Source organism: Vibrio sp. HS-50-1 (assembly GCF_024747315.1).
Taxonomy (GTDB): Bacteria; Pseudomonadota; Gammaproteobacteria; order Enterobacterales; family Vibrionaceae; genus Vibrio; species Vibrio diabolicus.
The window spans coordinates 146,530-160,365 of record NZ_JAMPZF010000007.1 but is presented as its reverse complement, the minus strand read 5'-3'; the positions used below and the strand labels follow the sequence as shown (position 1 = coordinate 160,365).

7 protein-coding genes are annotated in these 13,836 nt (G+C 46.9%); 5 read left to right on the top strand and 2 right to left on the bottom strand.

What is annotated here, in order from left to right; all coding sequences use genetic code 11:
* Positions 1 to 164 precede the first annotated feature (164 nt).
* The 3 genes from recC to recD all read left to right on the top strand — a co-directional run bounded on the left by recC (position 165) and on the right by recD (position 9,805).
* Positions 165 to 3,656, top strand: a complete 3,492-nt coding sequence (gene recC, locus NDJ01_RS06515) for an exodeoxyribonuclease V subunit gamma (protein ID WP_258586459.1) — start codon at positions 165 to 167, stop codon at positions 3,654 to 3,656.
* Between the two features lie 327 nt (positions 3,657 to 3,983).
* Positions 3,984 to 7,658, top strand: coding sequence for an exodeoxyribonuclease V subunit beta (gene recB / locus NDJ01_RS06510; protein WP_258586519.1), 3,675 nt, complete (start codon positions 3,984 to 3,986; stop codon positions 7,656 to 7,658).
* Positions 7,658 to 9,805: an exodeoxyribonuclease V subunit alpha gene (gene recD / locus NDJ01_RS06505; protein ID WP_258586458.1), complete on the top strand. Its 2,148-nt coding sequence runs from the start codon at positions 7,658 to 7,660 to the stop codon at positions 9,803 to 9,805. Before recB ends, recD begins: the two co-directional genes overlap by 1 nt.
* A gap of 34 nt (positions 9,806 to 9,839) precedes the next feature.
* On the opposite strand, the gene NDJ01_RS06500 is transcribed toward recD, so the two are convergent.
* On the bottom strand, positions 9,840 to 10,028 hold the full coding sequence (locus NDJ01_RS06500) for a hypothetical protein (RefSeq protein WP_258586457.1): 189 nt from the start codon (positions 10,026 to 10,028) through the stop codon (positions 9,840 to 9,842).
* 400 nt (positions 10,029 to 10,428) lie between these two features.
* Positions 10,429 to 11,766 (bottom strand): amino-acid N-acetyltransferase, encoded by a 1,338-nt coding sequence (gene argA, locus NDJ01_RS06495; protein ID WP_258586456.1) that lies wholly within the window; start codon positions 11,764 to 11,766, stop codon positions 10,429 to 10,431.
* Between the two features lie 162 nt (positions 11,767 to 11,928).
* Here argA and NDJ01_RS06490 point away from each other — a divergent pair, with 162 nt between their 5' ends.
* Positions 11,929 to 12,384: a DUF2850 domain-containing protein gene (locus tag NDJ01_RS06490; protein ID WP_258586455.1), complete on the top strand. Its 456-nt coding sequence runs from the start codon at positions 11,929 to 11,931 to the stop codon at positions 12,382 to 12,384.
* A gap of 273 nt (positions 12,385 to 12,657) precedes the next feature.
* Complete coding sequence (gene mltA, locus NDJ01_RS06485; RefSeq protein ID WP_145473551.1) at positions 12,658 to 13,761, top strand: murein transglycosylase A; 1,104 nt, start codon at positions 12,658 to 12,660, stop codon at positions 13,759 to 13,761.
* Positions 13,762 to 13,836: the final 75 nt, after the last annotated feature.

The window sequence follows — 13,836 nt, the reverse complement described above, 5'->3', positions numbered from 1 at the left end:
TATGGAAGTGTCAGACTTGATTGACATGTGAAAATTAAGAAGATTCATACTCTATTTGAGTGATATATAACCTTTTGTTTTTTCCGAACGCGAGATCACTGCGGGTTTAAATGGGGCTGTGCTAAGCTAGCTAACAGTTTCAATCGGCGCTCGGTATTCCCAATTTGTTTACTGTTTATCACTCCAACCAAGTTGACGTTCTTAAATCACTCCTTGTCGAACTGATTCGAATCAGTCCGCTGGAAAACCCGTTCGAAAAAGAACAAATTCTGGTTCAAAGTCCGGGCATGTCCCAGTGGCTAAAAATGGAATTGGCCAAAGAGTTTGGTGTTGCCGCGAACATTGATTTTCCGCTTCCTGCTACCTTCATTTGGGAAATGTTTACGCAGGTGTTGCCAGACGTGCCAAAACGCAGTGCGTTTAACAAAGAAGCGATGACTTGGAAGTTGATGCATCTGCTGCCGGGGCTTCTCAACCAAGACGTGTTTTCGCCGTTAGAGCAGTACCTCAAAGATGACAGTGATCACTCTAAGCTGTATCAGCTGGCTGAGAAAATTGCCGATATTTTCGATGGTTACTTGGTGTATCGTCCGGAATGGATCGCAAGTTGGGAAGCTGGGCAGAGTGTGCCAGAGCTGGAAGATGAGCATCCGTGGCAGCCGATCCTGTGGCAAGCGTTGTACGATCACACTGTGTCATTAGGACAGTCTCCTTATCACCGTGCCAACCTTTATGAGCACTTTATCGACACATTAGCGAGTTTTAACGGCAATTTTGACCATTTACCCAAGCGTTTGTTTGTTTTTGGTATTTCTTCGTTGCCGCCTCGCTATATGGATGCGCTAAAAGCAATTGGTGAACACATCGACGTGCATCTGATGTTCACCAACCCGTGTCGTTATTACTGGGGTGAAGTTCGAGATCGCAAATATCTGGCTCGTTTGGCGGCGAAACATCGTCAGCACGTTGTGTGGCAGGACGATCACTCGGAAGTGCAAGGTGAAACTGAGCAACTGAAAGGTTCACTGGAAGATAATGTGATCGATGAGCTGCACACCGATGTGGTCGGAAACAGTCTGTTGGCGTCCATGGGTAAACTCGGACGCGACAATATGTACCTCTTGTCTCAACTGGAATCTCATGAAATTGAAGCGTTTGTTGATGTTGAGCGCGACAGTCTGCTCCATCAATTGCAAGCGGATATTCTCAATCTTGAAGAACATCAAGATGACCAACAGATTGAAAACAGTCATCACAAACAAGTGGTTAGCTTGGGTGATAAATCACTGAGCCTACACGCTTGTCACAGCCCGATGCGTGAAGTGGAAGTGCTGCATGATCAACTGTTGGCGATGTTCGATGCTGACTCAACGTTAAAACCGCGCGATATTATCGTGATGGTCGCAGACATCAACGCTTACAGCCCTGCGATTCAGGCGGTCTTTGGTAACGCGCCGGGTGAGCGTTTTATTCCATATTCGATTTCTGACCGAGCCGCCGATCAAGAGAGCCCAATTCTGGCCGCATTTATGCAGTTGGTGAACTTACCCAATACGCGCTGTTTGGCATCAGAACTACTCGAACTTCTGGAAACTCCAGCGATATTAAAGCGTTTTGAACTCAGCGAAGATGATTTCTTACAAGCCAAACAATGGGTTGAGGAATCGGGAATTCGCTGGGGGTTGGATGCCAATACCGGACGCGAATTTGAACTGCCGGAAGCTCGTCAAAACACATGGCAATTTGGTATTCAACGAATGTTGCTTGGCTACGCGATGCCAGAATCCGCAGGTTTGTTTGAAACCGAGCAAGGCAGTTTGTCTCCGTACAACGAAGTGCAAGGCATGGGCGCAGAGCTGGCGGGTAAGTTGGCACACTTTATCCAACAAATTAGCACTTATCGAAGCAAACTTTCTCATGTTCAAACTATCGATGGTTGGCGAGAGACTTTGGTTTCACTGCTGGATGACTTCTTCTCAGTTGAGTTAGAAGGCGAAATGGCGCTCAAATCCATTCGCGATACGCTCAGCCAACTCAAAGAGCAATTAGCTGATGCCGCATTTGATGATGCGTTATCGCCGTCGATCATCAGCCAATACCTTCAAAACAAATTATCTGGCACACGAGTCAGCCAGCGCTTCCTTGCTGGTCAAGTGAACTTTTGTACCCTGATGCCGATGCGCTCTATTCCGTTTAGAACCGTTTGTCTGTTGGGGATGAATGACGGCGTGTATCCGCGTTCCATGCCGCCAGAAGGCTTTGACTTGATGACCGGAAGAACCAAACCGGGCGACCGTTCGCGCCGAGATGATGACCGTTACCTATTCCTCGAAGCAATGCTATCGGCACAGCAAACGCTCTACATCAGTTATGTTGGCCGTTCAATCCAAGACAATACCGAGCGAGTGCCTTCGGTTCTGGTTTCTGAGCTGATGGAATACTGCCACCAAAACTATTGTTTAAGTGGTGATGAAGCGTTGCCCGTTGATGAGTCTGGCGACAACTTATTAAATGCGTTGGTGAATACCCACGCCATGGTGCCGTTTAGCCCAAGTGCGTTCCAAGGCATGCACGCCAGCTACGCGAAAGAGTGGATTCCAGCGGCATTGACTCAAAGTAGTCAATCGCAATGCTATGTTCGTCGTGATTTTAATCGGGCATTAGACGACTATCTGTTAGGAGCGACATTCCCTCTTGAGCTAGACTTAGTCGAGTTGCAACGTTTCTGGCGCTTACCTGTGCAGTATTTTTTCAATCGTCGCTTAAAAGTAATCTTTGAACCGCCACTACCGGTGATGGAAGACGACGAACCCTTTGTTTTAGGTGGTTTGGAAAGCTATCAAATGCGTGATGAGCTGTTAGAAACCTTGCTTGAAACGACATTGATGCAGCCAGAGAAAAAAACAGAGGTGCTTAAACACTTTATGAGTCAACAGCGCGCACAAGGCAAACTGCCGGTGGGGGCGTTTGGTGATATCGAGTTTGAAACCAACCGAGTTCAGGCGGAAGAGCTGGTGGACAAACTGGCGTTTTTATCTGGTGCGCCTCAAGACGATTTGGAAATCGACCTGACGTTTGATTCCTTGTTTGAGCGAAATGAAGGCGAAGAGAAAAACGTTCGCCTAACAGGTTGGCTAACCCAGTGTTACCAATCTGGGTTGATTCGTTACCGAAGCGGTAAGATTCGCTCGCAGGATTACCTTGCAGCGTGGATCGATCACCTTGCCATGTCGGCGTCGGGTTATGCCAAGAAAACTCATCTGATTGGCTACGATCGTAAAGAAGGCGCGCTGCATTTGATCTACCCAGAAATTGCCGATGTGCAGTATGCCAAACATCTACTGACTGAATTAGTTCGCTTATTCTTCGAAGGCATGACTAAGCCTTTGCCTTATTTCCCGAAAACGGCGTTGGCTTGTGTTGAAGCGGGCTTTAGCCGTGGTCAGTGGGTCGATGACGAAGAGAAATCTTTGAAGAAAATGGCTGACGCATTCAATGATGGCTTCATGAGCCCGGGCGAAGGCAATAACGCGTACATCTCTCGAATTTGGCCTGCTTGGAATGATGAGTTGGCCTCAGAAGTTCGTTTGCTGACAGCATTAGTTTTGCAAGGTGCGCGCTTAGCGGTTCAAGACGCTGATGACGTAAAAGCGTAATAAAGACAGTTGGATAAAGAGAAGGAAGAGTAGGGTGGCCGCCAGAAAATCATTATTTTTTGTAGGGCGTTCGCTGTACGGCCACAAGGTCAGAGGGACCATGATACTTTTGTTTAATTCATTTGAGTTGTGCCGCCAAAAAGGTTTGGCTTATCTCGTGGGGCGCATACTAACGGTACGTCTTATGGATAACCGTGAGAAAGATCTCACAAAGCTCTAAATTATCCAACTTGTTAAACATATTAATAGAATTTTTAACTATAGATCACATTTATTAGGTGATACGTCCTAGTAAATAATCCGGAGAGATTCAGCGTTATGGATCAAATGTCAGGTGCAGAGTGTCCTCTACATACGTTAGACCGCACAGAGCAACCTCAACCAACGCCACTAGAACCGATGACGTTTCCTCTGCATGGTGCGAGGTTAATCGAGGCATCAGCAGGTACAGGTAAAACCTTCACTATTGCAGGTTTATATCTGCGCCTTTTGCTTGGTCACGGCAGCGCGGAAACTCGGCACCGCGTACCGCTTACGGTCGACCAAATTCTGGTCGTAACCTTTACTGAAGCGGCAACTGCGGAATTACGCGATCGTATCAGGGCAAGAATCCATGATGCGCGAATCGCGTTTGCGCGTGGACAGAGTTCCGATCCGGTGATCCAACCTTTGCTTAATGAGTTTGACGATCACAAGCAAGCCGCAGAAATTTTATTGCAGGCAGAGCGTCAGATGGACGAGGCGGCGGTCTACACCATTCACGGTTTTTGCCAACGCATGCTAACGCAAAATGCGTTTGAATCTGGCAGCCGATTTAATAACGAGTTTGTGACCGATGAAAGTCACCTAAAATCGCAAGTTGTAGCCGATTACTGGCGTCGCAATTTCTACCCGTTGCCATTTACCTTGGCTGGAGAAATTCGCCAGCTATGGAGCTCTCCATCTGCGTTGTTGTCTGACATCAGCAATTACTTAACCGGTGCGCCGTTAAGCCTTTCTGTTCCTGCAATGAAAGGCAGTTTGGCTGATCTTCATACTGAAAATTTGAAAAAAATTGATGAATTAAAAGCACAGTGGCGAGAAAGCCAAGATGACTTCTTTACGCTGATTTCAGATTCAGATATTAACAAACGCAGCTACACCAAAAAGTCTCTGCCGACGTGGTTGGAGGCGGTAAACGCTTGGGCAGCAACGGAAACCACAGGTTACGATTATCCAGACAAGCTGGAGAAATTCGCGCAAAACGTCTTGTTGGAAAAAACACCGAAAGGCAGTGCGCCGCAGCATGCGGTATTTGAAGCCATTGAAACATTTCTTGCCAATCCAATCAGCTTAAAAGCGCCACTGCTTGCTCATGCGATTGAGCATTGTCGTGAAATGCTGGCCAACGCGAAAAATCAAAAACAGTGGCTCTCTTTCGATGATTTGCTGACGCAACTTTCTGCTTCTATCGATACGGACGAAAGCGAGCTTTTAGCGGCGCGTATTCGTACTTTGTATCCTGTCGCAATGATTGACGAGTTCCAAGATACCGACCCGCTTCAATACAGTATTTTCAGCCGTATTTATCTGAACAACCCGGAATGTGGTTTGTTTATGATCGGTGACCCCAAGCAGGCGATTTATGGCTTTCGTGGCGCAGACATTTTCACTTATATCAAAGCGCGTAACCAAGTAAGTGCTCACTACACGCTTGGAACTAACTGGCGTTCAAGTGCCGATATGGTGCAGGCGGTGAACCAAGTGTTTTCCTTGCCTGATAGTCCATTTATCTATGATTCGGATATTCCGTTCTTACCCGTTAAGTACAGTCCCAATGCCGAAAAACGCATTTGGACTATGGGTGGCCAAAAGCAACCCGCGCTGACTTATTGGTTGCAAGAAGCGGACGATAAACCGCTACCAAAAGGCGAGTATTTGACTCGAATGGCAGAGGCGACCGCAAGCCAAATCCAAACCATTTTGACGCAGGCTCAACAGGGGCAAGCGTGTCTGGTGAATGGCGAAAAACAGAAAGCGGTTCAAGCGGGCGATATCGCGGTGTTGGTTCGAACAGGTAGTGAAGGTCGAATGGTCAAACAAGCCCTGGCAGACCAAGGCATTGCCAGCGTGTACCTGTCTAACCGAGACAGTGTGTTTACCAGTTCGGTGGCGCAGGATTTACAGCGTTTGCTGCAAGCGGTGCTGACGCCAGAAAATGACCGTGCGCTGCGTGCAAGTCTTGCCTCTGAGCTGTTTGCCCTCGACGCAGCAAGTTTGGATGCACTTAATAACGATGAAGTGGTGTGGGAAAACGCCGTAAACGAATTCAAAGAATATCGCAAACTTTGGGTTCAACGTGGTGTGCTGCCGATGTTGCGCGCGTTGATCAGCAAACGCCATATTGCCGAGCGATTACTAGAAGAAGGCGCGAGTTCACAGGGGGAGAATGGTGAGCGAGTACTTACCGATTTAATGCACATCGGTGAACTGCTTCAACAAGCCAGTAATGAACTGGATAGCGACCACGGTCTGCTGCGTTGGCTCGCTCAGTCTATCAGTGATGCGGAAAACGGTTTAGGTGGCAGTGATGACCAAATCCAACGTTTAGAATCGGAACGTAACTTAGTGCAGATCGTAACTATTCACAAATCAAAAGGCTTGGAGTATGACCTCGTATTTCTGCCGTTTGTGTTCAGCTATCGAGAAGCCAGTGAAGCCAAATATTACGATGCAGCCAATGACCGCACGGTACTGGATATCACTGGCAACGATGCGTCCATGAAGCAAGCGGATAAAGAGCGTTTGGCGGAAGACTTACGCTTGATATACGTAGCACTAACGCGAGCTGTGTATGCGTGTTTTATTGGAGCCTCGCCTTTGCGCAATGGTCGTTCGACCAAAGAGCCAACTGGCGTACACCGCAGTGCGATTGGCTATTTGATTCAGAATGGTCAAGAAGGTGGCATTAACGATTTGCACCAAGGTTTAACAAAGCAACAAGACGAGCTTGATTGTGTCGTTGTGGCCGATCCGCCGCAGCAACTCGAAGAGAAGTACGTAGCGCCACAAGAAGAAATATACGATCTTAGCGCGAAAGAGCTGCAAAACCCTATCGATAGAAACTGGCGCATCACCAGTTATTCTGGCTTGGTCAAGCAAGGCTCTCATCACGCCGAGCATGATGCCACGATTGAGATTACGGGTTTTGATATCGACTCATCTGAAGAACAAGACGAAGCGGATTTGGTGGAGCCAGAGCGTTCTATTTTTACCTTCCCTCGTGGTGCGCGTCCGGGTACGTTCTTGCACAGCCTGTTTGAGGAAATTGAATTTACTCAGCCAGCCACGACGGAAGAGAATACACAAATCATCCTTGGCTTGATGGAAAGCGAACAGCTCGATGAAGAGTGGTTACCCATTTTACAGCAATTGATTGATACCGTACTCGCAACGCCGTTGGATGGTAAGTCTTTGCTGCTGAATCAAAAAGCACCGTCGCAACGTTTGGTGGAGATGGAATTTTTGCTGCCGATCGAAGTTTTGTCTGCGCCGGCGTTAAACCGAGTCATTCAACGTCACGATCCGTTGTCGGCGAAAGCGGGGGATTTAGGTTTCCAAACCGTTCAAGGCATGCTCAAAGGTTTTATCGACTTGGTGTTTGAACATCAAGGTAAATACTACGTGCTTGACTGGAAATCGAATCATCTTGGCGACGATGTGACGCACTACCATGGTGAGGCTCTGAAATCGGCGATGGCGGATCACCGCTACGATTTGCAGTATCAGATTTATGCGTTAGCACTGCATCGTTTCCTACGCAGCCGATTGGCGAATTATCAATATGATCATCACTTTGGTGGCGTGTATTACTTGTTCTTGCGCGGCATGGATGGGCAGAGTGACCACGGCATTTTTGCCGCGAAACCAACCTTAGACTTCTTACAAGAGATGGATCGTTTGATTGATGGTCAAGCACTTGAAACGCGCTCAACTCAAGCCGGACAGATGGAGCTACTTTAATGACGACAAATCACAATCTTCATTCTGACCAAGATAGCCTATTGGTAGTGTTGGAACGCTTGGCGCACAAAGGTGCTATTCGTCAGCTCGACTACCAATTCGCCTGTTTTATTGATTCTCAAACGCATGATGAACAATCGGACAGCCAAGCACTGGCGTTTATCGCTGGTGTTGTCAGTAGTGAGCTTGGTAAAGGACATATCTGTCTGTCTCTGTGCGATGCACAAGGGCAATCTACGGATTTAGCCAGTAAGCTAGGGCTGTTTGGTGAGTCGGCATTGGCGCTTAACACACAGTTGCAAGGCATAGACTGGATTCAAGTATTACAAAATTCCAGCGTGGTCGGCGCGCAAGGAGAAGCCTTGCCTTTAATGTTCGATGGTGAGCGTCTGTATCTGCATCGCTATTGGCATTATGAAGTGACACTGGCGGAAAAGCTCAATCAGCTGGGCGCCGCAGTTAACTTGCAACCACAAGAGTTTGCGCGATTATCGGAGTTGCTCAACCATCTGTTCGCACGCCAATACCATTTTCTATTTAACGCGTTAGGTAAAGCAGTAGAAGCGGGAAACAGTAACCAAGTGTTGCGTCAGCAACTGGTGTGTGACCACCTTGATGTGGTCGCAAGCGAATCGTTGGATTGGCACGTCATTGATTCCGTGCTTAGCAATGCGCGCAAGGTTCAGGATTTACAAACACTGGACGAACTCGTGCCACTCTCAGCTTGTGTGAACTGGCAAAAAGTTGCGGCGGCGGTTGCGTTAACTCGTCGATTTGCTGTGATTTCTGGTGGCCCTGGTACGGGTAAAACGACGACAGTAACCAAATTGCTTGCTGCTTTGATTGAACAGGCGACGCACGAGAAAAATCTAACCATCAAGCTGGTGGCCCCGACGGGGAAAGCGGCGGCGCGATTAACCGAGTCCATTGGTAAAGCAGTGCAAGAACTGCCAGTTTCTCCGGAGCTAAAAGCCAAAATTCCGACTGAATCGAGCACCTTGCATCGATTGCTGGGCGCGATTCCTAATAGCGCAGAATTCCGTCACAACAAGCAAAATCCACTTCATTTGGATATTTTAGTTATCGACGAAGCGTCGATGGTCGATTTGCCAATGATGTACAAAGTGGTCGATGCCTTACCGAAACATGCGCGGCTGATTTTGCTAGGTGATAAAGACCAACTTGCTTCAGTTGAAGCTGGGGCTGTGTTGGGTGATATCTGTTCGTTCCATGCATTGGGCTATGGCAAAGAGCAGGCATCAGCCATCGCAAAACTGACGGGTTTCGATACTTTAGCGCATGCGGGTAACAGTGCATCTAGCATTGCCGATAGTTTATGTATGCTGCAAAAGAGCTACCGATTTGATGCTCGCTCAGGCATTGGTCAGTTGGCAAAAGCGGTTAACTCAGGTTCTGCTGCGAGCGTAGATAACGTCTGGGCGCGTGACTTTTCCGATATCGAACATTTCGCGCTAAGTACTCAGCACTACAACCAAATGATGCAGACGTTGGTGCAGGAATACGGTCGTTACCTCAAACGCATTGGACAACAGGAAACCGATCCTGAAACCGGAAAGCCAGAGTCGCTAACGCGTAAAGCCAAAGCGGTATTAGATACTTTCAACCAATGCCGATTACTGTGCGCGATCCGTGAAGGTGACTTTGGTGTTGCTGGGCTAAACCAGCGCATCGAGAAAGCGCTCGCGGCGTGCAAGTTCATTCAGGTTCAGGATGAAATTTGGTATCACGGCAGACCTGTCATGGTTACGCGTAATGATCACGGTTTAGGTTTGTATAATGGTGATATTGGTATTTGCATGCGAGATGACACTGAAGAAGAACCGCGTTTGAAAGTCTTTTTTGAGTTACCTGACGGCAGTGTGAAATCGGTCTTACCGAGCCGAGTACCTGAACATGAAACGGCTTACGCCATGACCATCCATAAATCGCAAGGCAGTGAATTTGATTACACCCTGATGATTTTGCCACCAGACTTTAGCCCGATATTAACCCGTGAGTTGATTTACACAGGCATTACCCGCGCGAAAAAGCGTTTAGCTCTTTACGCCGAACTCAATGTTCTGAAGCGAGGCATTAAGGTGAAAACGACTCGTGCGAGTGGGTTAGTACAGCGGCTTACCAACTAAAACAAGAAGACCGAGCTTATGGCTCGGTCTTCTTTTATGCACGTTTTGCAAACGCGTTAGTAAAAGATACGCTGCGTATTTTGTATTGCTGTTGATAAGCAAGAATAAAATCTCGGATAGCGTCATTTACGGGGAAAACACAGTGGACGTCTAGGCCTTCTAAAAACTGATTGTCAGCCATATCCCAGAAGCTTTGAAGCGAATTACAAATGATTGTTCTCATAACAGTGCTCGTCTCGGCTTATTTAAAGTCAGATTAACAACTGTCCTTGGTGTGCAATACGGAGCTAACTAGTTTTTCAATTGCCCAGTATTTTAGGGTGAAGGCTACATTTCATCACCTAGATCCATTCGTATTGGTTAAAAACCAATCACTAGCGAGCAGAGTATAGCCAACCAAATGTATATTTAAAAGATAAAATTGGAACGAAAATCAAGCAATGGTTTGCGTATTTCTAAGTTGGTGTTTATATGATGACTCGCTAGCTCGAAGCAGGATTTATGTGAGGCCTTACTCCAAAACAAACTTGATGTGCAGGATTGAGCGTCAATGAGCAGAATCCCGCACCTTGAGGTTTTGGTATAGCGGAGCGTTAAATTTTGCTTCGTGATTTAAGGTTAAGCTACAAATCTAGCGCTAAGATTTTTGACTTACGCTGGAAGTTATATAGCCCTTGTTTGGCTCCGGGCAAATAGTCGACACTGACTTCGTAAAAACCTTGCTCTCTGAACCAATGCAGACTGTGTGTCGTGAGGACAAAAATCTGATCAATGGTTTCGGATTTAGAACGATGTTTCATGTAGTTGAGCAGTAACAAACCTCGGTTCCCATCACGATAGTCAGGGTGAATCGCTACGCAAGCCATCTCAGCTTTACGCTCTTCTGGGTACGGATAAAGGGCAGCGCAGCCAATAATCAGACCGTCTTTTTCGATGATGGTAAATTTTCCAATCTCTTGTTCTAGCTGCTCTCGAGAGCGACGAACGAGTACGCCTTGCTCTTCTAGAGGACGAATGAGGTCTAAGATACCGCCAATATCGTCAATACTAGCTTGTCTCACTTGCTCAGCGCTCGCCATAACAACTTGGGTTCCGATACCGTCGAAAGAGAACAACTCCTGAATTAAGGCTCCATCCACTTTATAGCTGATCAAGTGGCTACGAGGCACTCCGGCACGGCAAGCGGCAATAGACCCTTTAAGAAAGCGCAGTGTCCCAGTGTTGTAATCTAGGTCAGGAGACGTATTTTCAGAGAGCGTTTTGATGACATGCTCCGCCTCAATTGGCAGCAACTCGGCGACAGCATTACCGTTGTCATCAATGACACCTTGTTCTGAACAGAAACCAATCAGTTTGTCTGCGCCTAATTTGATCGCCAGTTGTGTCGCAACTTCTTCAGAAAGTAAGTTAAAACACTCGCCAGTCACAGAGCTCGCAATGGGGCCAAGTAGCACAATAGAGCCTTGGTCGAGCGTGCGATTAATCGCGTCGGTGTCAATGCGGCGAATGCGTCCACTATGGCAATAGTCCACACCATCATCAACGCCGAGTGGCTGAGCAATGATGTAGTTTCCGCTAACGACATTGAGCTGGGTGCCTGCCATCGGAGTGTTGTTGAGGCTCATTGATAGGCGCGCAGTAATCGCAAGTTGAAGTTGTCCGGCAGCTTGCATAACAACAGATAAAGCCGATTCATCCGTAATGCGGATATTTTTGTGGTAAGGCGTAGTGAGGTCTTGTTTTTCTAGCAGCTGATTAATTTGAGGACGTGCACCATACACCACCACGACTTTAATTCCGAGGCTGTGCATGAGTGCGATATCATTAATAATATTGCCAAAATTTTTGTGTGCGACGGCTTCTCCGCCCAGCATGATCACCATGGTTTTTCCGCGGTGAGCATTGACATAAGGTGTTGATTGACGGAATCCTTTTACGAGAGCAGTACTACGAATTTTCACTACAGCCATTCCTTTGTTTAATTATGTTAAAATAATGCCTTTTTATTCACTTGGTGGCAAGGTGAAATTTTGGAATAAAGCACAAACATATTGAGGTAGGTTCTTGGTCCCGTTGAGGGGGAGAGTTACAATGAGCGCGTCTTTTCTCAATACGTGAACCTCATGTCTTCTGCTGTTAATAAGAATGCTGCGATCACTGCTTCAAATCTGTCAAAAACGTCATCTAAATCAATGCTTCGTAAGTGGCTAGAGCGTTCTCTCATGCTTATAGCGATAGTTGGAACCGTTGTCGTGTGCATGCTGTATAGTGATTTGATTACTCGAACCATTAATCCGCCCATTCTTAAATCGACTATTTATGGTCGCTGGGTTGAGCAAGATGTTGCGCCTTATGCTCGTGAAGAATTTGTGTTGAGTGAGCGCGGTGTTACCGTAAATGGTTCTACAGTGGCGACCAGTTTTGAATTCGATGGGGATTCGTTTTCGTATCGAGTGGGTTCAAATGAGCGGCACTTCAATTTTGTGGGTAAGCAGCATGCAGAAATGAAGCTGGATGCCAATGCGCATTATCTACCTGTATTCCGTTTAGAGGGGCGTGCAAGGATTGCGGTAAGATAGTCGTTTTTATCATTGTCTGTTAAGCAGAGATCTCTTGCGTCTGTGAGTCACATGGATGATCACAATTTCATCTCTCAATCAGTAAATCTTACTTTCAAACATAATCCGGACAATTCCGTAATTCTTCCGCTGCTATCATGTTGCATTAACTGAATGAATTCACAACGAGTAAACGGATTGGCTTAGCGTTGAAACATTTTGTCGTTGCTTTTCAATTGCGTCGTATGCATTTGTTTGCCATCCTTTTGCTATTCTCTTTTACGGAAAAGACACGTGTTAAAAAAACTCCTTCCTATTATCTCTTTGAGCCTACTCTTTGGCTGTGCTCAACAAAATGATCGTGCTCAGCAATATCTTGATGGTGAGTTTCCTCAGATCCTCAATCAAGTGGATGTGGTTGAGTCTAACAAACCACGCGATTTTACTGAATTTAACAAGCAAGCTGAGCAAGTGGTGATAAAGTCACCATCCATGGCGAAGATGTACCAACCGCTATATCAACGATTAAGTGAGTGGGCGCAACAGAGCGGAGATACCAGCGCGTTGAGTGCGTTTGGCATTCAAGCCGCGCAATTGGGTGGTGGTGATAAAAAAGGTAATGTGTTGTTTACCGGATACTTTTCTCCCGTGATGGAACTGCGTCATACACCAAACGACATTTTTAAGTACCCAGTTTATGGCAAGCCAAACTGCTCATCAGATTGTCCGACTCGCGCGGAGATCTACAATGGAGCACTAGATGGACAAGGTTTGGTGCTAGGTTACGCGCCTAATCGTATCGACCCATTTATGATGGAAGTGCAAGGCAGTGGCTACGTGCATTTTGAAGATGATGATACGTTGGAGTACTTTGCGTACGCGGGTAAAAACAATAAAGCTTACGTCAGCATTGGCCGCATTTTGATTGAACGTGGTGAAGTCCCGCGTGAAAAAATGTCCCTCAAAGCAATCAAAGAGTGGGTGATGGACAACGACGATGCGAAAGTGCGCGAGTTGTTGGAGCAAAACCCTTCTTACGTTTTCTTTGCGCCAAAAGCAGAAGCGCCAGTAACAGGCTCGGCTGGTATTCCGTTGTTGCCAATGGCCGCCGTCGCGGGTGACCGTTCTATCTTACCTATGGGTACGCCAATCTTGGCGGAAGTGCCACTGCTGAATGCCGATGGTACGTGGAGTGGTGCGCATCAACTGCGAATGCTGATCGTTTTAGACACTGGTGGTGCGGTAAAACAGAACCATTTGGATCTGTATCATGGCATTGGTGCGAGAGCAGGAACGGAAGCAGGGCACTACAAGCATTTTGGTCGAGTGTGGAAACTTGGGTTAGAAAACTCACCAACTCAAGCGCCTTGGGCTTTACCGCCAGAAAAGCTACAATAGTCGTCCAAGAGAGAGGAACACTCTCTTATCTAGACATTTCATCAAAGAGTGCGTATAAATCGCACTCTTTGTTTT